The organism is Pseudomonas sp. FG98, assembly GCF_057808595.1.
This window is the reverse complement of sequence record NZ_JBMDIJ010000069.1, coordinates 1-22948: the sequence shown is the minus strand read 5'-3', so window position 1 is coordinate 22948 and position 22948 is coordinate 1. Positions and strand designations below refer to the sequence as shown.

Below are 22948 nucleotides of genomic sequence, written 5' to 3'. Positions count from 1 at the left end.
CCCCTCATTGCCAACTGGTGACTTCGGCATTTTCGCCGTCGCCGCCGGGCTGGCCGTCCTTGCCCATGGACAGCAGGTCGTATTCGCCGTGCTCACCCGGGTAGCGGTAGCTGTAGGCGCGGCCCCACGGATCCTGGGGCAGACTTTTCTGCAGGTAGGGGCCGGTCCAGCGCGATTCGTCGGCGGGCGCGGTGACCAGCGCCTGCAAGCCCTGTTCGGTGGACGGGTAGTGGCCGACTTCGAGACGGTACAGGTCCAGGGCCTTGGCCAGTCCTTCGATCTGTGCCCTGGCCACCTTGACCTCGGAGCGACCCAACTGGGCGAAGTACTTGGGCGCGACGATGCCGGCCAACAACCCGAGCACCACCAGTACCACCAGCAACTCGAGCAGGGTGAAGCCGCGCTGGGCGCGCGGGGAACAACGCAGGTGCCGTTTCATGATGACCTCTCGCAGTCGGCGGCGCAGGTGCCGGCAGTGGCTATGCAATAGCCGTGCAATAGCCGTGCAATAGCCATGCTCATGCCCGGGCACAGTGCTGCAAGCCCCGAACGACGTGGCCTGGCGCTTGCGGCATGGTGCTTGCGTATAGCTGATCCACGACCGGCGACTGGGGCATAACCCCCACTTTTCGGGGCTGGTCGGGGAGGCTTGCATGACCAGATCACTGACCGCCACGCTGCTCGGCGGACTGCTGCTGAGCGGCATCGTCCACGCCGACGTGTTCGTTTCCGTGGATGCCAATGGCAGCTACGTCCTGTCCAACGTCCACCGTCCCGGACGCCACTATGAACGGATCATCCGTGATGCCGAGACGGCGCAAGCCAGCCTCGGATCCCAACCGCAATTGATCGCCGGCAAGCCCTACGCCGAGCTGGTACGGGCGGCGGCGCAGGCCAATAGCCTGCCGGAAGCCCTGCTGCACGCGGTGATCCAGAACGAATCGAACTACGACGCCAGTGCCACGTCGCGCAAGGGCGCCGGTGGCCTGATGCAACTGATGCCCGACACCGCGCGGGAAATGGGGGTGGCCGATGTCTACGACCCCCAGGCCAACATCCAGGGCGGCGCCCGCTATCTCAAGCGCCTGATGACCCTGTTCGACAACGACATCGCCCTCGCCGTGGCCGCCTACAACGCCGGCCCGCAAGCCGTGCTCAGCCGCGGCGGGGTGATTCCACCGTTTGCCGAAACCCAGCGCTATGTCCCCAGCGTGCTGCGCCAGTACCGGCGCCTGCAAGGCCTGGCCGCGGACGCACCGCTGTGAGCGTTCCCCAACATTGGGGGAGGAGCGGTGTCGCGCAAAGTGGGGAAACGGGTGGGGAATATCCCCCGATCTCTCAAGTCGATGCCGCAAGCATCTGAATTACATGAGAATTTTTTGTGGCATGCGCTTTGCTCCGGCTGATTCCAGTGAGAATCATTCCCCATGAGCGCCTACAGCGAGGTCCGTGATCATGATCGGCATTCCCCAGGCTCATCACGTGTTCACCCTGTTGTTGCTGGTCACGCCGCTGTTCGGCATGCAGACGGCCAACGCCGCCGCCCGCTGCGAACGCAATCTGGTGGCGAACATCGTGGCGCTGGACCAGCCGCTGATGTTCAACCGCCTCGGCGCGCAGAACGCCAACGGCATGATGTTCGCCCTGCGCCGCGATGTGGTCGACGAACATGACCGCTCGCTGGCCGACGGCGGTGCCGCCGTGCCGGGCAAGGTCTCGCTGCGCCCAGACAAGCGTCCACGGCCCTTGGTGCTGCGGGTCGCCGCCGGCGACTGCCTGACCATCAACCTGCAGAACCTGCTGGCCTACCAGGCCAACCCCGGCAGCCATGAGCAGGGCGACGAGGGCGAGATCGAAGGCGAAGTGGAGATCGGCGACGACGAGTTCAAGGTCGATGAACAGGTCACCGACCGGCATGTCGGCTTCCAGGTCAACGGCATGCAGGCGGTCAACAGCATCGACGACATCGCCAGCTTCACCGGGCGCAACGCCAATACCCTGATCGCCCCCGGTGGCAGCCGCAGCTACACCCTGTATGCCGAGCGCGAGGGCGCCTTTGCCGCCAGCAGCCGTGGCGCGACCTTCGGCGGCGAGGGCGATGCCGGCAACGTCGCCAACGGCCTGTTCGGCGAAGTGGTGGTCATGCCCAAGGGCGGGCGCAGCTACCGCAACACCATTACCGAAGAAGAAATGCGCCTGGCCTCCACCGGCCGCGCGCCCACCGGCCAGCCGATCGTCGACTACCAGGCGCGCTACCCGCAGCGCGAACCGTGGATCCGCGAAGGCAAGGCCGGCACGCCGATCATCAACATGGTCGACGGCAATGAAATCGTCTCCAGCGAAAGCGATGCGATCGTCATGGGCAGCAATGCCGACGGCAGCTTCCCGCCCTCGACCTATGCCCTGGAAGCCGTCGGCAAGCGCAATCCGGCCGTGCCCAACCGGCTCGAACCGTTCCGCGACTTCGCTTCGCAGTTCCAGGACGAAACCGCTGCCACCCAGGCCTTCCCGGCCTACTGGGACGACCCGGTGATGGCCCATGTGCTGGAGCCGACCCGTGACTCCTTCATGATCAACTACGGCTCCGGCGGCATGGGCGCCGAAGTGGTCGCCAACCGCCTGGGCGTGGGGCCGATGCATGACTGCCTGTCCTGCGCCTACGAAGAGTTCTTCCTCAGTTCCCACACCGTCGGCGACGTCGCCATGCTGGTGGACGTACCGGCCAACGCCGGGCTGGAAAACATCCGTCCCGGCGAAACGCCGCGCGCCGACCAGATCGGGGTCAAGGCGAGCATGGCGCTGTACCCGTCGGAGCCGTCGAACGTAAACCACAGCTACATCGGCGACTTCGTCAAGTTCCGCAACACCCACAACGGCCATGAACAGCACATTTTCCACCTGCATGGGCATCAATGGCTGTTCAACCCCAACGACGACAACTCCGACTACGTGGACGCCCAGGGCATCGGTCCGGGTGCTGGCTACACCTACGAAATCGCCAACGGCGGCTCGGGCAACCGCAACCGCGTGGCCGGTGACGCCATCTACCACTGCCACTTCTACCCGCACTTCGCCCAGGGCATGTGGGCCATGTGGCGGGTCCACGATGTGTTCGAGGAGGGCACCCGCCTGGAAGTGTCGCAACAGGGCAGCGACGGCTACCACAGCGAACCCTTCGCCCTGCGCAGCGGTAAACCGGCAGCCGGTGCCCGCGCCTTGCCCGATGGCGAGATCATTGCCGGTACGCCGATCCCCGCCGTCGTGCCGCTGCCGGGCAAGGCCATGGCGCCGATGCCGGGCAAGGTGGCGGTGGTGCCACGCATCAGCGAAACCCTGATCGCCGGCAACCACGATGATGATGACGACGAGGAAGACGATGACGATGACGACGGCGGCCATCACGGTGGCGGCGGCGCCCAGGCCATCGGCTCGCTGGCCCTGGTGGACCGCAGCGAGGCCAACCGCAACGCCGACGGCAGCCTGAAGAACCCTGGCTATCCGTTCTGGATCGGCGGCATGGAAAGCTCGGTCGGCCAGCGCCCACCGACGCCGCCGCTGGACATGCTCGACGCCGCCAAGGCCCAGGCCCTGAAAAACAGCGGCAAGGCGCTGTGGGCCAATATCGACCCGGCACAGTCCGGTGGTTGGGACGGCGGCCTTGGCCGGCACTCGCTGGACGGTTTCTCCGCCGGTGGCGAGGCGCATACCATCACCACCTCCCTGGACTTTTCCAAGGAAGTCACCCGGGCCAAGCCGCTGTACCTGCCGGAGGAGGGCACCGAGGTCGAACAGGCGGCCATGGCCTTCCACGCGAAGAAGGATCACCCCAGCTATGCCTTGCTGCCCGGCAGTCAGATCGTTGCGCGCAGCTTCCGCACCAACGGCGCCTTGCCGGTGGCCGGTGCGCCGTACTACGAACCCTGCATGGATGACCGGCAGAAACGCCTGACCAGCAGCGCCGGCCTCGGCGAATTCAACAGCGGCGAGCGCGTCGACGGTTTGTCGTTCACCGGCTCGTCGACCTACACCGCCGACCGCCCACGGCTCTACAAGGCCGCCAACATCCAGTTCGACGCTGTCTACAACAAGGTCGGCTACCACTTCCCGCAGGCGCGCATCCTCGCCCTGTGGGAGGACGCCTGGCCGGTGATCACCAAGCAGCGGCCGCCTGAGCCGCTGGTGATGCGCATGAACACTTTCGACTGCGTGCAGTACCAGCAAACCAACCTGGTGCCGGCCACCTACGAGATGGATGACTACCAGGTGCGCACGCCCACCGACGTGATCGGCCAGCATATCCACCTGCCGAAATGGGACCTGACCGCCGCCGACGGCTCGGCCAACGGCTGGAACTACGAGGACGGCGTGCTTTCCCCCGGCGCGGTGCAGGAGCGCATCCATGCCATCCGCGTCTTCAACCAATGCACCGAGGCCGACCCGCGCGACGCCACCCCGGCCTGCCCGAAAGCCCGCAACCACCCGTACTTCGGCCAGTTCGGCCGGGCCGACTGGGTCGGCGCGCGGACCGCCATGCAGCGCTGGTTCGTCGACCCGGTGATCAACACCAAGGGCGTCGACCGTGGCCTGGGCACCATCTTTACCCACGACCACCTCGGCCCATCGACCCACCAGCAGATCGGCCTGTACGCCACCGTGCTCGCCGAGCCGGCCGGCTCCACCTGGTTCCATGCCGAAACCGGCGAGCCGCTGTACAGTGGCGCGCGCCAGGACGGCGGGCCGACCTCGTGGCAGGCGGTGATCTCCACCGGCGACCTGGACGGTGACGGCAAGAACGACAGCTTCCGCGAGTTCTTCCTCGAATACAGCGACTTCCAGCACGCCTATGAAGCCGGGGTGTATGTCGGTGCCGGGCCCAACGGCGTGCCCAACCCACAGGTGTTCCCGGCCACGGCGGACAGCTTCCGCTACGCCATCAACCCGCCCGTGCGCAACAACGCCAGCAACCTGCTCGAAGGCATCCTCGAAGTGCAGGGCGGCCAGGTCCCCGGTTGCCCGAGCCGGCCGTGCCCGCAAGCCATTTCGGTGGATGACCCGGGCATGTTCGTCATCAATTACCGTAACGAGCCGCTGGCCCTGCGGGTCTACGACCCGAACAAGGTCGGCCCGGACGGCAAGCGCGGCATGCAGGCCGACGGTCTTGGCGGCGATCTCTCCTACGCCCTGCAAAGCCGCACCGACCGCGCTATCCCGGCGATGAACCTGGCGCCCAACCTGGTCACCAGCGCCACCGGCCCAACCGGCGGCACCACCCTGTTCCCGCCGCATATCAACCGTGGCGGTGCCGAGCCCGGCGACCCGTTCACTCCGATGCTGCGCACCTACACCGGCGACAACGTACGCCTGCGGGTGCATGCTGGTGGCCATGAAGAGGAGCACAACGTCACCCTGCACGGGGTGAAATGGCTGCAGAGCGGCTCCGGCTTCGGCAACAGCTCCAACTCCGGTTGGCGCGCCTCGCAGATGATCGGGATCTCCGAGCAGATGGGCTTTATCGCCCCGATCTCGATGCTCTCGAGTTCCGCGGCCACCACCGGCGACTACCTGTACTCCATGGACGCTTCGCTGGAAGGCTACTGGAGCGGCATCTGGGGCGTGATGCGCAACTACACCGCGCAACGCGCCGACCTGTTCGCCTTGCCCAACAACCCGAAACCGGCCGGCATGCGCAATACCGTGGCCTTCGATGGCACCTGCCCACGGATCAGCGCCAACCCCAACGGCATCGGCACCCGGTCGACCGTGCAGCGCAACTATGAAGTGGTCGCGGCACTGGCCAACGACATTCTCGGCAATCCCCTGGGCCTGACCATCGGCGACCCGGCCGGGCTCGGCCAGCACGTCGGCGGCCCGCTGAATCCGGCGGGCGGCACCCTGGTCTACAACTCGCGGCCGGTGAATATCCCGCAGGTCACCGTGACCGATCCGGAGGATGGCGTAACCATGACCATCGGCGGGCAAAGTGGCCCGCTGCATGACCCGACCGCGATCCTCTATGTGCGCAAGGCCGATCTCGACCCTGTCAGCGGCAAGCTCAAGCCCGGCGTGCCGGTGGAACCGCTGGTGCTGCGTGCAGCGGCTGGCGACTGCCTGAACATCACCCTGGAAAACCGCCTGCCCAGCGTCATGCCCGACCTGACCCAGACCGCCGTGATGCAGGGCGTGGTCAAGCGCGACCGCAACGCCGGCACCGGCTCGACCACCTTCAGCAACAACCTGATACGGCCGTCCAGCCACGTTGGCCTGCATGCGCAACTGCTGGCCTATGACATCACCAAGTCCGATGGCGTCAACGTCGGTGCCAACCCGATCCAGACCGTGCCACCCCGGGTCGGCACCAGCGGCGCCTGGCCGAGCCGTACCTACCAGTACTACGTCGGGCACCTGGAGCGCGAAGGCAAGCCGGTGACCCAGGTGGGCCGCAGCGTCGACAACATCAACGCCACGGCGGTGGAATTCGGCGGCCTCAACCTGACCCCGGCAGACGTGATCAAGCAAGGGCAGAAAGGTCTGGGCGGGGCCATGAGCATCCTGCCGGTCGGCGCCACCTGGGTCGAAGACGCGCGCAAGGTCAACGCCACGGTGACCGCACCAGGGCAAACCCCGTACCGCGACTTCGCCATGGTCTGGCAGAAGGCGCTCAACCAGCGCTGGGCCAATGGCCGGCCGGTGGAAGGTATCGCTGCCGAAGGCTTTGGCGTACCGACCGACCCGCAGGACAACTCCAGCATGGCCATCAACTACAAGACCGAGCCGCTGTGGTACCGCTTCGGCCTGGCCCCGGACGCACCGTTCGGCCACGCCGATGGTGCCGGCTACGGCGACGTGCCCAATGCCCACATGGCCTACAGCAACGCGCTGGTGGGCGGCGATCCGCAAACCCCGGTGCTCTATGCCAAGCCGGGGCAGCCGTTCCGCACCCACATCCTGATGCCTACCGGTGGCAGCCGCGGCACCACCTTCCAGCTCGACGGGCATGTCTGGTCGGTCAACCCGTTCGTGTCGGAGAAGAGCGATACCGGTGGCTACCCGATGGCGGCGCCCGGCGTGGGCTCGGTGCGGTTCGGCTGGAACCCGATGTCTATGTTCATCGGCGCCCATGAAAGCGTGCTGCCAGCGGCGCACTTCAGCTTCATGCACCCCAGCGCCGGGGGCATCAATGCGATACCCGGCGACTACCTGTTCCGCGACTACGCCGCCTACGGCAACACCGCCGGGCTCTGGGGCCTGCTGCGGGTGACCAATGACCCTGAACCGGCCCCGCCAGCCCAATGACCAGGAGCAGCGCCATGAACACAAGCGCATATGGATGGCTGGCCACGGCCTGGCTGATGGCCTTCGGGGCCACGGCCCAGGCGGCCGGGGCCGAGCAGACGCTGGTGCGCGACGGGGTGTCCGTCGCCCTGCAGGTCGCGCCGCTGGCCAGGGACGGCGTGCTGCGTGAAGGGGAGTTCGCCGATGTGCGCTTCCGTATCACCGACAGCGCCTCCGGTCAGCCCCTCGCCGGCGTGGCACCGGGCGCCTGGATCGACCCGCAGGTCGCCGCCGCCGACGCTGCCCAGGGCCGCGAACAGAGCTGCAAGGCGCGAGTCGGGGTGTTTCTCAAGTCGAATATCGGCGCGCGGCCGATCCTTGACCTGAACAGCTACTTCCTCCTGGTGATGAACCGCGATGCCAGCGTCGCGGTGGTCGATCCGCAGGTGTCGGTCGGCGGCATCACCAGCACCCTGGCGCGGATCGAGCTGAAACAGCCGCCCATGGACTGGGTCACGCCGAAGGACAACAAGCGGGTGTTCGTCTCCATGCCCGCGGCCGGTGAAGTGGCGGTGATCGACAGCGAGCAGTTCAAGGTCATCGACTCGGTCAAGGCCGGCGACAGCCCGGTGCGCGTGGCCCTGCAGCCGGACGAACGCCTGCTGTGGGTCGGCAACAATGCCCCGGAAGCGGGGAAATCCGGGGTCACGGTGATCGATGCGCAGAGCCTGAAACCGCTCAAGCACCTGGCCACTGGCGCTGGTCACCACGAAGTTGCGTTCAGCAAGGACAGCCGGCATGCCTTCGTCAGCAACCGCGACGATGGCACGGTCAGCATCATCGACATCGCCAGCCTGACCCTGGTCAAGCAGCTCAAGACCGGTTCGCACCCCTTGTCGCTGGCGTATTCGCCGTTGTCCCAGGCGGTGTATGTCGCCGATGGCCGTGACGGCACGGTAACGGTGATCGACGCCGCAAGCTTTGCGGTGCGCAGCGTGGTGCAGTTGCAGCAGGGCCTGGGGCCGATGGGTTTCAGTGCCGACGGGCGCTTCGGTATCGTCCTCAACACCCTGGAAAACCGCGCGTCGGTGATCGACGCCGGGAATGACGCGCTGATCCATGAACTGAGCGTGTCCAGCGAGCCCTACCAGGTGGTCTTCACCCAGGCCTACGCCTATATCCGCGGCCTGGCGTCGCCGAAGGTGACCATGCTCAACCTGGCCTCGCTGGGCGCCGGGCGCACGCCGATCAGCCAGGGCTTCGAGGCCGGCCCGCAGGCCCCGCGCCAGGCCGGCGACCTGCCGCTGGCGTCGAGCCTGGCGGTGTCGCGGGATGACAACGCAGTGTTCGTGGTCAACCCGGTGGACAACACCACCTACTTCTACGCCGAGGGCATGAACGCGCCGATGTCCGGCTACCCCAACCGCGGCCAGGTGGCCCGCGCCGCGCTGGTCATCGACCGCAGCCTGCGCGAGCAGGAACCGGGGCTGTACAGCGCGCGGGTGCGATTGCCAGCGGCCGGGCGCTTCGACGTGGCCTTCCTGCTCAACCAGCCGAACATCATCCATTGCTTCAGCACCCTGGTCGAACCCGCCAGGGAGGTGGCCAGCCTGCCGGGGGTGGCCAAGGTGGAGTTCCTCCTCGACAGCAGCACCACCGCCATCGGCAGCCCGTATCGGGTGCGCTTCCGCATCGTCCAGGGCAAGCAGGCCGCACCGCGTGGCGGGCTCAAGGACGTCCAGTTGCGCTACTTCCGCGCGCCGTCCTCGCGAGCCACCACCGTGGCCGCGCGGGAAGTGGGCGAGGGCGTCTACGAGGTGCCGTTGACCCTCGACCAGCCCGGCGCCTGGTACCTGCATGTGCGCGCCGCCTCGCTGGGCGCGGGCTTCGGCGACAAGACCTTTGCCAGCGTCCGGGTCGTGCCCGGCGCGGCCCACTGAGAGGATTTCGACATGAAACGATTCGCACAAGGTGGCCTGCTGACCCTCTGCCTCCTCGCCGCCGGCATTGGCCACGCCCTGGCCCATTCGACGGGCGAGCACGCCGGCCACGACATGCACGCCGCACCGGCCGGCTTCCAGAGCACCGAGGTCAGCTTTGCCGACGTGGCCCTGGTGGACCAGGACGGCAAAGCCGTGCACCTGGAGAGCGACCTGGTGGCCAACCGCATCGTGGTCATGAGTTTCATCTACACCAGCTGCACCACGGTGTGCCCGGTGGTGTCCTCGATCATGGCGAAAGTGCAGAAGCAGCTCGGCGAACGGGTCGGTGCCGATGTGCAACTGGTGTCGCTGAGCATCGATCCGCAGCGCGACGATGCCCGGCGCCTCAACGACTACGCCCGCTCGTTCCAGAACGGACCGGGGTGGAGCTGGCTGACCGGCTCGCCGCGTTCGGTGAGCGACACCCTCAAGGGCCTGGGTTCGATCGGCGGCGACCTGAACAGCCACGCGCCGCTGATTCTGGTGGGTGATGGCAACAGCCGACACTGGACCCGTTACTACGGCTTCACCGACCCGGCACTGCTGATCCGCGAAGTCGACCGACTCAGCGCGCAACGCAGCGCTCACGCCGGCCACGCCTCGGTCGCCATGGAGCAACAGCCATGAAAAGCCCCGAATGGATCGCCCTGGGCCTGTGCTTCTGCATTTTCAGCGCCGTCGCCTTCGCCCACGAAGAACATGCGCCGCCTGCCGCGCCACAGACCACCCAGGCCGCGCCGCCGGCCAGCGGCACCCGCGATGCCCGGACCTGGTTCACCGACACTCCGCTGCAGGACCAGAACGGCGAAACCCTGCGCTTCTACAGCGACGCCCTGGAAAACCGGGTGGTGCTGCTCAACGTGATCTTCACCAGTTGCACCGACGCCTGCCCGCTGATCACCCGCAAGCTCAAGGAAGTGCGCGAGCTATTGGGCGACCAGGCCGAGGGCGTCACCTTCATTTCCCTTACCAGTGATCCGCTGCGGGATACCCCGGCGGTGCTCAAGGCCTACACCTTGAAGCAAGGGGTCGATGACCCCCACTGGCTTTTCCTGACCGGCGACAAGGCGCAGATCGACCTGGTGCTCGGGCGCATCGGGCAGATCATTCCGTCGCCCGAACAGCATTCGACGCAATTGATCGTCGGCGACGTGGCCAACAAGCGCTGGAGCAAGATCCGCCCGGATGCCCCGGCGGCGGCCATTGCCCAGCGTTTGCAGTTGCTGCGCATGCCCGTGGCCAGCCGTTGAGCGCGGGCCATGAAGACCTTCCTTGTCCTCGCTCTGTGGTTGCTTGCCGGCGGTGCCGCTGCGCTGCCGCTGGATGCCAGCGAAAGCGCCGGCAAGCGCCTGTACCGCGAGGGCCTGTCGGCGAGCGGCGAGGCGGTGATGGCGCGGGTGGGGGCAGCGGGCATCGTCCTGCCGGCGACCCGCTTGCCCTGTGCCGGTTGCCATGGCGCCGACGGGCGCGGGCGGCCCGAGGGCGGCCTGCAGCCACCGGACCTGAGCTGGTCGCGCCTGAGCAGCGTGCACGGCCAGCAGCAGGTCAACGGGCGCAGCTACCCGGCGTATTCCGACGGTGCTTTGGCCCGGGCGATCCAGGAAGGCCAGGACCCGGCCGGCAACCGCCTTAACCCGGCAATGCCGCGCTTCGTCCTGTCGATGAACGACCAGCGCAACCTCACCGCCTATCTCAAGCGCATCGCCGATGACCAGGACCCAGGCCTGGATGCCGGCAGCGTCCGCCTGGGCACCTTGCTCCCCGGCAGCGGGCCGCTGGCCGAGGAGGGCGCGACCGTGGCGGCGGTGCTCAAGGGCTGCGTGCAGCGCATCAACGCGGCGGGCGGGATTCATGGCCGGCAGTTGCGCCTGAGCATCGTCGATCCCGGCCCTGACCGGAGCAGTGCCGAGCAGGCGCTGGGGCGGCTGATCGATGAAGAGCAGGTGTTCGCCCTGGTCGCGCCACTGGCCCCGGCCCTGGGTTCGACGCTGGCGACACGCCTGGAGAACGCAGGTATTCCATTGATCGGCGCGGTGTCGTTGCTCGGCGACGCGCAGTCCAGCCGGCAGATCTTCGAGCCGCTGCCGGGGCTGCGCGAGCAACTGATCGCCCTGGCCGACTATGCCCGTGAGCAGTTGCAGGTGCAGCAGGGCCCGACCTTGATCACTTACCCGGACGAACCGGGCCAGCAACGGGCGGCGCAGAACCTGGGCAGCTATCTGCAGGCCAACGCCTGGCAGGACGTCCGCGTCCAGCCCTACGACCCGGCGCAGGAGGCGCTGCCGCCGGGGTTTCGTTCGATCTTCTACCTGGGCAGCGGCAGCGCATTCAGCCGCTTCGCCGGGCATTTGCAGGATGCCGGACAGTTGCCGTACCTGTTCGCCGTGGCCAGCCAGGTCGCCGGCGATCTGCTCCAGGTGCCCGAAGGGTTTTCCCGGCGGGTGTTTCTCGCCTATCCGTTCATCCCGGGCGACTGGACACCGGCCGGGCGCCAGGCACTCGGCGAGGTACGCTTGGCCGCAGGACTGGGCGGACAGTACGCGGTCCTGCAAGTGGGCGCGTTCAGTTCGATGCTGCTGCTCGGCGAAGCCATGAAGCAGAGCGGCCGCGATATCAGCCGGGACAAGCTGGTGCGGGCGCTGGAAGGGCTGCATGACTTTGCCACCGGCCTGACCCCGCAGATGAGCTTCGGGCCGGGGCGGCGCCTGGGGCTCAGTGGCGCCCATGTGGTCACCCTGGAACTGCCCGAGCAGCGCTTCTACGTGGTCGCACCCTATAAACCGATTGCGGCACTGCCATGACGGGGGTTCTCTCATGAAACTCAACGGCTGGATGATCCTGCTGACCTTGTGGGCGCCCGCGGCGCTGTGCAGCAACGAGCCTGTGGTGGCCCGGGTCAATGGCGAGGAAATCTCGGCATTTCGCCTGGAGCGCTATTTCGCCGAGTACCTCGAAGACCAGGGCAGGGCAGTGGGCAACATCCGCAGTCCCAAGGCCTACCAGCAGCTGCGGCGCCAGGCGCTGGACGCCTTGATCGATCGGGAACTGCTCTGGCAGGAGTCGCGCAAGCGTGGCGTGGTGATCTCAGACGAGGTGGTCAAGGCCCAGGTCGAGCAGACCCGCCAGGCCATGGGCGGCACCGAAGTGTTCATCCGCCGCCTGGAGGATGCGGGGTTCGACGAGGCGGGCTTTACCGAGTACACCCGTCGCGAACTGGCGGCGAAACAGGCATTCACCGAGCTGACCGAGGTCAGCCCGCCGGATGAGCCGACGGTGCAGGCCTTCTTTGCCGAGCACCGCGCCGAGATGAATCGTCCCGAGCAGGTTCAGGCCCGGCATATCCTGGTCAAGGTGGCGCGCGATGCAGATGCCGCCACAGTCGAAGCGGCGCGGCTACGCTTGCAGGAGATCAGCGGGGAAATTGCCCGCGGCGAAGACTTTGCCAGTGTCGCCAGCCGTCGCTCGGAAGATGTCTCGGCCAGCGCTGGCGGCGACCTGGGTTATTTCTCCCGGGGCCGGATGTTTCCCGAGTTCGAGGCGGCGGCCTTTGCCCTGCAGCCAGGGGAAATCAGCCAGCCGCTGCGCACCGACGCCGGATGGCATCTGATTTATTTACAGAACCACTTGGAGGCAGCCGATGTCTCAGAGGAACAAGGACTGGAAATGGTTCGCACTTACCTTCTCCGCGAGCAGCGCACGCAGGCTCGACAGCAGGCTTTGGCGCAATTGCGCGCGCGCAATCGAATCGAACGGATCGACGACCACTGAAACGGCTTTCCCCACAATCGGGGGAAACCTTCAGGGCGTGCCCGTGGCTATCCCCGGCTTTGGGGGATGGCTGCCCGGGTCGAAAAAATTATCCATGAATATCAACCACATTCAGCGGTAGTCAGACCGCCCTTCAGCCTGGCACGAAGCGTGCTCAAGCCTATTCAAGGCGCACGCTCCACCAGGCCCGGCATTCGGACCTGCGGTTACAAGGAGTCTGCCTTGTTAAACAAAGTACTGGTTGTTGAGGACGAACAGCTGCTTGCACAAAACCTCCAGGATTACCTGCAGGCGCAAGGGCTGGAAGTCCGCGTAGCGCACGAAGGCGCCGAGGCCATCGGTGAAGCCGAGGGTTTTGCCCCCAACGTGATGGTGTTCGATTACCGCTTGCCCGATATGGAAGGTTTTGACGTTCTCGATGCGGTCCGCCAGGACAGGAAATGCCACTTCGTGCTGATCACCGGACATCCCACTGCGGAAGTCTGTGATCGGGCCCGCAAGCTGGGAGTCAGTCATATCCTGTTCAAGCCGTTCCCCCTGGCGGAACTGGCCCGCGCCGTCTTCGACCTGCTGGGCGTGGAGCGTGAATCCGCCACCAGCGCCAAGCGCTCCGAGGGCTTCGTCGAACGCCGCCAGCACAAGACCGAAAGCTTCCCGCTGCAGTTGTACGACGGCAGCTGGGTGTTGTCGGATCGCCGAAAGCCCCAGGCATCCGTGGCCCCAGACGACGAACAGGTGCTCACCGGGAAGGACTGACGCGGCGGACCGCAAGCGCTCGCCGCGTCGACCGGGCCCCAGGCCCCCGGCGTTGGAGAGCAAGTCATGGACCGTCTATCCCTTGCCGTCGAACCGGCACAGCAGGACTGCGTAGCCCCCCGATTCTCCAGTGAACAACTGGCCCAGGCCCGCTCCCGCGCCGCCAGCTCCGGCGAGCGGGTGCTCGACGCCCTTGGCGTGCTCTGCGAACTGGCGCCCATGCCGTTCATCCACTGCCTTGGCGCCACCCTGCATTACCCGGTGCTGGACACCGACAGCCTGTTCACGGCCAGCCCGGTGTTCGACCGGGTCACCCTGGCCCAGTGCCTGAAGCGCGAATTCATCTTCCTGCGTCACCAGGACAGCCTGATCGGCGTGTTCGCCGACCCCTTCGACGACGCCCGCCTGGCCTGGATCGACGACTGCCTGCACGGCGCGCCGCTGTACCTGGTGCACGCCGACGACCTCAAGGCCTACCTGGCCCGCCACGAAGAAAGCTTCCATGCCGTCGAGTCGCTCAATACCCAGGCCGATGCCCAGGTCGAGCGCGACACCCTGCAAAGCCTGTCCCTGACCAGCATCAGCGAAGACGCCAGCGTGGTGGTCAAGCTGGTCAACTCGACGCTGTACGACGCGCTGAAGATGCACGCCAGCGATATCCACCTGGGCACCACCGGCAACGGCCTGGTGATCAAGTACCGGATCGACGGCGTGCTCAACAACATCAGCAAGGTCCAGGGCAGCGAGTTCGCCGAACAGGTGATTTCCCGGGTCAAGGTCATGGCCGAACTGGACATCGGCGAAAAACGCGTGCCCCAGGACGGCCGTTTCAAGATCGGTATCAGCGGCCGTCAGATCGACTTCCGCGTCTCGATCATGCCGAGCATCTTCGGCGAGGATGCCGTGCTGCGGGTGCTGGACAAGCAGGACCTGGCCGACAAGGTCAGTGGCGTGCAACTGCAGGCCCTGGGCTTTGCCGACGAAACCTTGCGCCAGTTGCGCCGCCTGGCCGCCGAGCCCTACGGCATGGTGCTGGTCACCGGCCCCACCGGCAGCGGCAAGACCACCACGCTGTACGCGATGATCAGCGAGATCAACCACGGCGTGGACAAGATCATCACCATCGAGGACCCGGTGGAGTACCAGCTTCCGGGGGTGTTGCAGATCCCGGTCAACGAGAAGAAGGGCCTGACCTTCGCCCGCGGCCTGCGCTCGATCCTGCGCCATGACCCGGACAAGATCATGGTCGGCGAGATCCGCGACCCCGACACCGCACAGATCGCCGTGCAATCGGCGCTTACCGGGCACCTGGTGTTCACCACCATCCACGCCAACAACGTGTTCGACGTGATCGGCCGCTTCACCCAGATGGAAATCGACCCCTACAGCCTGGTTTCGGCCCTCAATGCGGTGCTGGCCCAGCGCCTGATCCGCCTGGTCTGCGCCACCTGCGCCGCGCCGTACCAGCCCGATGCCGAGGAGCTGCAGCGCTCCAACCTCGATCCGCAGCAGGTCGGCCATTACCACTTTGTCCAGGGCAAGGGCTGCGGCCACTGCCGGGGCAGCGGCTATCGCGGGCGCACCGCCATCGCCGAGCTGCTGCAACTGGACGACGAACTGCGGCAGATGATCGTCGAGCGCCAGCCGGTGGCCAAGATCAAGGCCCTGGCCTGTCGTCGCGGTTTGCGCCTGCTGCGCGAATCGGCTCTGGAACTGGTCCAGCAAGGGCGTACCACGCTCGAGGAGATCAACCGTGTCACGTTTATCGCCTGATCGTTATATCGCCGTGCTCGGCGCCAGCGGCGTCGGCCTGGGCCGCCGCCAGGGCAGCGAAACCCTGTGGCTGGGTAGTGTCGGTTTCATCGACGAAGGCTTCCAGGCCTGGAGCGTCGCCCTGGACACCCTCGACCACCTGCTCGGCGAACACTGCCCGGCCGGTGCCCAGTTGAGCGTGGTGGTGTCCGCGCACTTCAGCCGCTTCTGCCTGGTGCCCTGGAGCGAGCAGATCACCCGCCCGGCCGAACTGCTGGGGTTCGCCCGGCTGTGCTTCGAAGACCTGTACGGCACGGCGGAGCAGCCCTGGGACCTGACCCTGTCGCCCGAGCCGGCCGGTTGCGACCGCATCGCCGCGGCCTTGCCCCGTGCCTTGCTCGAACGCCTGCGCGGCGTGGCCAGCGGGCGCGGCCTGCGCCTGCGCTCGGTGCAGCCGTACCTGATGGCGGCCTTCAACCACTTCGACAAGCAACTGGACGCCGGCGACCTGTTGTTCGTGGTCGCCGAGCCGGTGCGCAGCGTGCTGCTGCTGGCCAGGGCAGGGCGCTGGGCGGCGGTGCGTTCGGTGGGCAGCAGCGACAGCGACGCGGCCCTCGGCGCGTTGATCGCCCGCGAGAGCCACTTGCAGGCGTCCAGCAGCGAGCGGCCCTTGAATCTCTACCTGCATGCACCGGCGCGTCTCGACTCGCCGGTGCAGGTGGCGGGCGTGCGGGTGCTGGATGAAGCGGGCAGCGACAGCCGCGACAGCCTGCACGCCATGTCCCGGGCGGTGGCCTGAAATGCGCGCCCTGGTCCTGGAATTCCAGCCCCATCGCCGCTCCGGTCCGCTGGGCTGGGGCCTGCTGCTGGCCGGAGGACTGCTCGCGGTGGCCTGCCTGGTCGGCCACTACCTGGTCGACAGCCGTACCGGGCAACAGCAGGGCCACCTGCAAAGCACCCGGCATGCGCTGACCGGCAACAGTCCCGCAGCGGCCAGCCTGACCCCGGCGCAAACCCGCGAGCAGGCACAGAACCTGGCGGAGATGAACAAGGTGTCGCAGCAGCTGCGCCGGCCCTGGGAACGTCTGTTCGCCACCCTCGAACGCCTGCCCCGGGACAACATCGCCTTGCTCTCCCTCACTCCGGATGCACGCAAGGGCCAGGTGCGGATCAGCGCCGAAGCCCGTGACCTGGAGGCCATGCTCGATTTTCACCAGCGCCTCGAAGCCAGCGACGAGCTGTTCGACGTGTCCCTGCTGAGCCACGAAATCGTCGCCAACGTGCCGGAGCACCCGGTGCAATTCAACCTGTCGGCGACCTGGGAGATGGGCGATGCGAATCCCTAGACTGATCGTCCACGAATACCTCCAGGGCCTCGGCGTGCCCGGCCTGCTGGGTGCCGGCCTGCTGCTGGTGGCGGCGCTGTACGCCGTGGCCGGTCTGTTGCCGGCCTGGCAGGACCTGCAACAGCTGGAACAACAGACCCGCGATGCCAGCGAGTACCTGGCCCGGGTCGAAGACGGCAGCCTGGCGGCGCCGTTGGTACCGCAACGCCAGCTCGACGACTTCCATAGCAAGCTGCCGTCGCAGCCGCTGGCGACGGTGGCCATCGACCGCATCTACGCCCTGGCCGCCCAGGAGCACATCACCCTGGCCCGTGGCGAATACGCCTTGGGCGTCGACCCCAAGACCCACCTGGCGCGCTACCAGATTCTCCTGCCGGTGCGCGGCAGCTATCCGCAATTGCGCCGCTTCCTGCATGCCTTGCTCGGCCAGTTGCCGGCGGTGGTGGTGGAGGACGTCGAGTTCCAGCGCAAGAAGATCGCCGACACCGAGCTGACCGGGCGGATCCGTATGACCCTCTACCTGTCGAGGTCGTGATGAACAGCAAACGCAAGGCCGCCTGGCTCGCGTTCTTCGGCATCGCCGCGGCACTGGCCTGGGCCCCGGAATTCTTCCAGGCCGAGGAGCCGGACGCGCTGTCCGGCACCTTGGCGACAACCCCTGCGGCAGTCGCCAAGCCTCGCGTGGCGGCGGCAGGCAAGGCCACCCCGATCCGTGATCTCAGCCCGGTTGCTGATCTGTTCTCCAGCCGTAGCTGGAAGCCCGCCGCGACCCTGGCCACGGTCACCGAGCAACCGCTCAGCGTCACTTCGCCGGTGCAGGCGCCCACGGCACCGGAAGTACCGTTCCAGTTCGTTGGCCGGCTGCATGACAGCCGTGATCTGCAGGTGTTTTTGCAGGAAGGCGAAAAACTCTACGTCGTGCGCAAGGGCGACGTAATCGACGAAAACTGGCGGGTGGAGGGCATTTCCGATGTGGAACTGAGCTTCGTCTACCTGCCGCTGCACGTGTCCCGGACCCTGTCCGTGGGGAGCTCGCAATGAACCGATTCCGTCTGATGATGAGTCTTGGCGTGTGCATCGCGCTCGCCGCGTGCAGTTCTGCACAGGTCGCCAACAAGGAAGCCAGCGACCTGATCGAGTCCGGCCAGTACGAAGCCGGCCTGGCGCGGATCGAGGAGGGCCTGCGGGAAAACCCTCGGGATACGGAATTGCATCTGGCACTGAACATGGGCCGGGCCAAGGCGATCACCGCGCTGCTCACCGAAGGCGACCGCGAGCGGGCGCTGCGCAATGTCGCCCCGGCACGCATGGCCTACGGCCGGGTGCTGAATATCGAACCGAACAACCGCCGTGCCCAGGACGCCCTGCGCCAGCTCGATTACCTGCGCAGCATGGATGAAAAGCTCGAACTGGCCCGTGGCGACCTGCGCCGCGGCGATATCTACGGTGCCGACCGCCAGGTCAGGCAGATCCTCGAACTGGACCCGAAGAACGACGGCGCCCTGGAGCTGCAAGGCAGCATCCGCCTGGTGCAGAGCCGCAATGTCGTGCAGTACCCGCAGCTGCGCACGCGCCTTGACCGGCCGGTGACCCTGGAGTTTCGCGATGCCAACCTGAAGACCATCTTCGAGGTGTTGTCCCAGGTCGCCGGCCTGAACTTCATCTTCGACAAGGACCTGCGCCCGGACATGAAGGCCACCATCTTCGTCCGCGATGTGCGCATCGAGGACGCCGTGGCCCTGTTGCTGCAACAGAATCAGCTGCACCAGAAGGTGGTCAACGAGAACACCCTGCTGATCTACCCGGACTCGCCGCAGAAGCTCAAGGATTACCAAGAGCTGGTGATGCGCACCTTCTACCTGACCAGCATCGACGCCAACACCGCGTTGAACATGATCAAGACCATGCTCAAGACCCGCGACGTGTTCGTCGACGAGCGCCTCAACACCCTGACCATGCGCGACAGCGAAGACGCGATCCGCATGGCCGAGAAGCTTTTGCAGTCCCAGGACCAGTCCAACCCGGAAGTGGTACTGGAAGTGGAAGTGATGGAAGTGGCCCGCCAGCGCATTCTCGACCTCGGCCTGCAATGGCCGAACACCTTCGGCGTGCTCAACAGCGACGGCGGCGCGGTAACCGTGCTGGACCAGCTCAAGGGCATCAACTCCAGCCGCATCAGCATTTCGCCGTCGCCCCAGGCCAAGATCAACGCCCAGGACAACGACATCAATACCCTGGCCAGCCCGGTGATCCGCGTCAGCAACCGCGAGCAGGCGCGCATCCATATCGGCCAGCGGGTGCCGATCATCAGTGCCACCTCGGTGCCCTCGACCCAGGGCCCGGTGATCACTGAAAGCGTCACCTACCTGGATGTCGGCTTGAAGCTCGAAGTCCAGCCGGTGGTGCATCTGAACAACGAAGTGGCGATCAAGGTCGCCCTGGAAGTCAGTAATGCCACGCCGCTGGAGCCGACCCGCCAGGGCACCATCCCGGTCCAGGTCGACACCCGCAATGCCCAGACCACCCTGCGCCTGCATGACGGTGAAACCCAGATCCTCGCCGGCCTGGTGCGCAACGACCATGGCGCCACCGGCAACAAGATTCCCGGCCTTGGCGATATTCCTGGGCTGGGCCGGCTGTTCGGCAGCAACAAGGACACCGTGGGCAAGTCCGAGCTGGTGCTCTCCATCACCCCGCGCATCGTGCGCAACCTGCCGTACCAGAGCCCGTCGGACATGGAATTCCCCACCGGCACGGAAACCAGCCTGCATATCCAGGCACCGAATCGCGAGCTGGGCACGGCGAGCCGTGCTATCGACCCGGCCGATCCGGTCGCGGTGACCACCTCTGTCGTCGTCGGGAAGCCTTGAACATGAACGCCGTCGCGCAACGCTCCACCCAACAGGGCTTCACCCTGATCGAAGTGGTGGTGACCCTGGCCTTGATCGGCCTGCTCGCCGGTTTGGCCGCACCGCTGACCGAAACCGTGGTGCGCCGCGGCAAGGAGCAGGAGCTGCGCAGCGCGCTGTACCAGATCCGCGATGCCATCGATGCCTACAAGCGTGCCTTCGATGCCGGCTATATCGAGAAGTCGCTGAACAGCAGCGGTTATCCGCCGAACCTGCAGGTACTGGTGGACGGCGTGCGCGACGTGCGCAGCGCCAAGGGGGCCAAGTTCTACTTCCTGCGCCGCGTGCCCCATGACCCGCTGACCAGCGCCAAGGCCGACGACCAGGGTGGCTGGGGCCTGCGCGCCTATGACAGCCCCAGCGACAGCCCGCGTGAAGGGCAGGACGTCTTCGACGTCTACTCCAAGGCCCGGGGCAAAGGGCTCAACGGCATCGCGTACCGGGAGTGGTGAGCTTATGCGCCGGGAAAAAGGCTTCACCCTGCTGGAATTGATGGTGGTCATGGCGATCATCGCCACCTTGATGACCATCGCCTTGCCGCGCTACTTCGACAGCCTCGAAGCCTCCCGGGAAACCACCTTGCGCCAGAGCCTGTCGGCCATGCGCGAAGCCCTCGATCACTACTACGGTGATACCGGGCACTACCCCGAATCCCTGGAGCAACTGGTGGAACAGCGCTACCTGCGCAATGCGCCGATGGACCCCATCGCGCAGCGCAAGGACGCCTGGGTGCTGGTCGCGCCGCCCGAAGGGGTCGCTGGCGGCGTGGCGGACATCAAGAGCGGAGCCAGCGGGAGGGCGCGTGATGGCAGCCTCTATTCCGAGTGGTAATGCGGCGCGCCAGGGCGGTTTCACCTACCTGGGCGTTCTGTGCCTGATCGTGTTGATGAGCATCGCCCTGGCCGGTGCCGGCGAGCTGTGGTCGACCATCTCCCGGCGTGATCGCGAGCGCCAGTTGCTCTGGGTCGGCACCCAGTACGCCCAGGCGCTGCGCAGCTACTACCGCGCCTCGCCGGGCCTGGCGCAGTACCCGAAAAGCCTTGAAGACCTGTTGCAGGACGAACGTTTCCCTTCGGCCCGGCACCATATCCGCCAGCTCTACCCGGACCCGGTCGGCGGTGGCGAATGGACCTTGCAGCGCGGTTTCGACGGGCGCATCACCGGTATTGCCAGTTCTTCCAGCCAGACCCCGCTCAAGCAGGCGGACTTTCCCAGTCAGTGGTCGGACTTCAACGGCATGGGCCGCTACAGCGACTGGCAGTTCGTCGCTGAAAAGGCCTTTCTCGAAGGCGCCTCCAACCGCGCGAAGAAGGCCCAGCCATGAACCGTCAAGCGTTGGCCGCCCTGGTCCTGGCCCTGTTGCTGCCGTTCGCGGCGGCGCGGGCGGATGAGGAAATGCTCGGTTTTATCGTCGACGACACCATTTCCCATATCGGCCACGACTTCTATTACGCCTTCAGCGAACGCCTGCGGGCGACCAGCCCGATGGACTTCAACCTGGTGGTGCGGGAGCGGCCCTCGGCGCGCTGGGGCAGCCTGGTGACCGTCGAATATCAGCAGCGCATGGTGTACCGACGCTTCCTTGCGCCCAACACCACGGAGCTCAAGGACGAGGCCTACGCGGCCGCCGACTGGGTTCGCGCGCAGATCGTTCAGCGCAAGCTGGAAACCTTGTTGCAAGACACCACGGACCTCGAGAGGGACGAACTATGAACAACAACATCCGTACCCGGCGCCTCTGCCTGCTGCTGGCAGGCCTGGGCAGCTGCGGCCTGGTCCAGGCCACCGAACTGGTCTACACGCCGATCAACCCGTCGTTTGGCGGCAACCCGCTGAATGGCACCTGGTTGCTCAACAACGCCCAGTCGCAGAACGACTACGACGATCCCGACCTCAAGTCACGTACCACCACGACCGGGACCTCGGCGCTGGAGCGGTTCTCGGCACAGTTGCAATCGCGGCTGCTCGGGCAACTGCTGGACAACATCTCGACCGGCAACAGCGGCAGCCTGTCCACCGATGCCTTCATCGTCGACGTGGTCGATGACTCCGGCGCCCTGAGCATCGTCGTCACCGACCGGGCGACCGGTGAAATCTCGGAAATCCAGGTCAATGGCCTCGCGCCCTGACCGGGCCATGGGGTGAAGGGGAGAAAGGACATGAAAAAGCTACTGATGCTGGGGCTGCTTGTGGCTGCATTGCAGGGCTGTGGCCTGCGTGACACCGTACCGGCCGAGCAGGACTCCGAGTCGCCGACCCTGACACCGCGGGCGTCGACCTACTACGACCTGCTCAAGATGCCGCGGCCCAAAGGGCGGCTGATGGCGGTGGTGTACGGCTTCCGCGACCAGACCGGGCAGTACAAGCCGACCCCGGCCAGTTCGTTTTCCACCAGCGTGACCCAGGGCGCCGCGAGCATGCTGATGGACGCCCTGCAGGCCAGTGGCTGGTTCGTGGTGCTGGAGCGCGAGGGCCTGCAAAACCTGCTGACCGAGCGCAAGATCATCCGCGCCTCGCAGAAAAAGGCCAACACCCCGATCAACATCCAGGGCGAACTGCCGCCGCTGCAGGCGGCCAACCTCATGCTCGAAGGCGGCATCATCGCCTACGACACCAACGTGCGCAGCGGCGGTGAAGGGGCGCGCTACCTGGGGATCGATATCTCCCGCGAATATCGGGTCGACCAGGTCTCGGTCAACCTTCGCGCGGTGGACGTGCGTAGCGGGCAGGTGCTGGCCAATGTCATGACCAGCAAGACCATCTACTCGGTCGGTCGCAGTGCCGGCGTGTTCAAGTTCATCGAATTCAAGAAACTGCTGGAAGCGGAGGTGGGCTACACCACCAACGAGCCGGCGCAGTTGTGCGTGCTCTCGGCGATCGAAGCGGCGGTGGGGCATTTGCTGGCGCAGGGGATCGAGCGCAAGTTGTGGCAGGTGGCGGGGGATGGTTCGGCACCGGTGCAGAACGAGACGCTGGAGCGGTATTTGTCGCAGAGCAGTATTGGGGGGGCTGGGGAGTGAAGGCATGGGTATCTGCACATCTTCAGAGCTGAGAAGGCCCGTCAGTAGATCGAATCAGGGCTGCCAGGTGCTTGTCATGGCTTCTCCAGCGCCCTTGAGATCGAGCGCCGCCCGCGCGGCGCATCGCCGGCAACGCCGGCTCC

21 protein-coding genes are annotated in these 22948 nt (G+C 66.3%); 20 read left to right on the top strand and 1 reads right to left on the bottom strand.

Features of this window, described 5'->3' with window-relative positions; genetic code table 11:
• Positions 1–4 precede the first annotated feature (4 nt).
• Entirely contained in the window at positions 5–439 is a 435-nt protein-coding gene (gspG, locus tag ACODSK_RS26005; RefSeq protein WP_489020003.1) for a type II secretion system major pseudopilin GspG, read from the bottom strand.
• A 214-nt stretch (positions 440–653) separates the two neighbouring features.
• Between gspG and ACODSK_RS26000 the strand changes: the two genes are divergently transcribed.
• From ACODSK_RS26000 to ACODSK_RS25905, 20 genes are all read left to right on the top strand, one after another.
• On the top strand, positions 654–1265 hold the full coding sequence (locus tag ACODSK_RS26000; protein WP_489020001.1) for a lytic transglycosylase domain-containing protein: 612 nt from the start codon (positions 654–656) through the stop codon (positions 1263–1265).
• 190 nt (positions 1266–1455) lie between these two features.
• Complete coding sequence (mnxG, locus tag ACODSK_RS25995; protein WP_489019999.1) at positions 1456–7293, top strand: manganese-oxidizing multicopper oxidase MnxG; 5838 nt, start codon at positions 1456–1458, stop codon at positions 7291–7293.
• A gap of 56 nt (positions 7294–7349) precedes the next feature.
• Positions 7350–9212: a cytochrome D1 domain-containing protein gene (locus ACODSK_RS25990; RefSeq protein ID WP_489020025.1), complete on the top strand. Its 1863-nt coding sequence runs from the start codon at positions 7350–7352 to the stop codon at positions 9210–9212.
• Between the two features lie 12 nt (positions 9213–9224).
• Positions 9225–9881, top strand: a complete 657-nt coding sequence (locus ACODSK_RS25985; protein ID WP_489019997.1) for an SCO family protein — start codon at positions 9225–9227, stop codon at positions 9879–9881.
• Positions 9878–10504, top strand: a complete 627-nt coding sequence (locus ACODSK_RS25980; protein ID WP_489019995.1) for an SCO family protein — start codon at positions 9878–9880, stop codon at positions 10502–10504. Before ACODSK_RS25985 ends, ACODSK_RS25980 begins: the two co-directional genes overlap by 4 nt.
• 9 nt (positions 10505–10513) lie before the next feature.
• Positions 10514–12055: a cytochrome c/ABC transporter substrate-binding protein gene (locus ACODSK_RS25975; protein ID WP_489019993.1), complete on the top strand. Its 1542-nt coding sequence runs from the start codon at positions 10514–10516 to the stop codon at positions 12053–12055.
• 13 nt (positions 12056–12068) lie between these two features.
• Positions 12069–13022 carry a peptidylprolyl isomerase gene (locus tag ACODSK_RS25970; protein WP_489019991.1) on the top strand — a complete coding sequence of 318 codons (954 nt, stop codon included), beginning with the start codon at positions 12069–12071 and terminating at the stop codon, positions 13020–13022.
• Positions 13023–13244: 222 nt separating this feature from the next.
• Positions 13245–13778, top strand: a complete 534-nt coding sequence (locus ACODSK_RS25965; protein ID WP_489020024.1) for a response regulator — start codon at positions 13245–13247, stop codon at positions 13776–13778.
• A 66-nt stretch (positions 13779–13844) separates the two neighbouring features.
• Positions 13845–15551: a GspE/PulE family protein gene (locus ACODSK_RS25960; RefSeq protein ID WP_489019990.1), complete on the top strand. Its 1707-nt coding sequence runs from the start codon at positions 13845–13847 to the stop codon at positions 15549–15551.
• Entirely contained in the window at positions 15532–16329 is a 798-nt protein-coding gene (locus tag ACODSK_RS25955; RefSeq protein WP_489019989.1) for a hypothetical protein, read from the top strand. The genes ACODSK_RS25960 and ACODSK_RS25955 overlap by 20 nt, the downstream gene beginning before the upstream one ends.
• 1 nt (position 16330) lies before the next feature.
• On the top strand, positions 16331–16876 hold the full coding sequence (locus ACODSK_RS25950; protein ID WP_489019987.1) for a pilus assembly protein: 546 nt from the start codon (positions 16331–16333) through the stop codon (positions 16874–16876).
• Positions 16863–17411 (top strand): GspMb/PilO family protein, encoded by a 549-nt coding sequence (locus tag ACODSK_RS25945; protein ID WP_489019985.1) that lies wholly within the window; start codon positions 16863–16865, stop codon positions 17409–17411. The genes ACODSK_RS25950 and ACODSK_RS25945 overlap by 14 nt, the downstream gene beginning before the upstream one ends.
• Positions 17411–17917, top strand: coding sequence for a hypothetical protein (locus ACODSK_RS25940; RefSeq protein ID WP_489019983.1), 507 nt, complete (start codon positions 17411–17413; stop codon positions 17915–17917). The genes ACODSK_RS25945 and ACODSK_RS25940 overlap by 1 nt, the downstream gene beginning before the upstream one ends.
• Positions 17914–19746 (top strand): secretin N-terminal domain-containing protein, encoded by a 1833-nt coding sequence (locus tag ACODSK_RS25935; protein WP_489019982.1) that lies wholly within the window; start codon positions 17914–17916, stop codon positions 19744–19746. The genes ACODSK_RS25940 and ACODSK_RS25935 overlap by 4 nt, the downstream gene beginning before the upstream one ends.
• A 2-nt stretch (positions 19747–19748) precedes the next feature.
• On the top strand, positions 19749–20237 hold the full coding sequence (locus ACODSK_RS25930) for a type II secretion system protein (protein WP_489019980.1): 489 nt from the start codon (positions 19749–19751) through the stop codon (positions 20235–20237).
• Positions 20238–20241: 4 nt separating this feature from the next.
• Entirely contained in the window at positions 20242–20616 is a 375-nt protein-coding gene (locus ACODSK_RS25925; protein WP_489019978.1) for a type II secretion system protein, read from the top strand.
• The gene (locus ACODSK_RS25920) at positions 20591–21109 is read left to right on the top strand and encodes a type II secretion system protein (protein ID WP_489019976.1); all 519 of its coding nucleotides are present in this window, start codon (positions 20591–20593) and stop codon (positions 21107–21109) included. Before ACODSK_RS25925 ends, ACODSK_RS25920 begins: the two co-directional genes overlap by 26 nt.
• Positions 21106–21498, top strand: coding sequence for a curli production assembly/transport protein CsgE (csgE, locus tag ACODSK_RS25915; RefSeq protein WP_489019974.1), 393 nt, complete (start codon positions 21106–21108; stop codon positions 21496–21498). Before ACODSK_RS25920 ends, csgE begins: the two co-directional genes overlap by 4 nt.
• On the top strand, positions 21495–21914 hold the full coding sequence (locus ACODSK_RS25910) for a curli assembly protein CsgF (RefSeq protein WP_489019972.1): 420 nt from the start codon (positions 21495–21497) through the stop codon (positions 21912–21914). Before csgE ends, ACODSK_RS25910 begins: the two co-directional genes overlap by 4 nt.
• Positions 21915–21944: 30 nt before the next feature.
• Positions 21945–22805, top strand: coding sequence for a CsgG/HfaB family protein (locus ACODSK_RS25905; protein WP_489019971.1), 861 nt, complete (start codon positions 21945–21947; stop codon positions 22803–22805).
• Positions 22806–22948 lie beyond the last annotated feature (143 nt).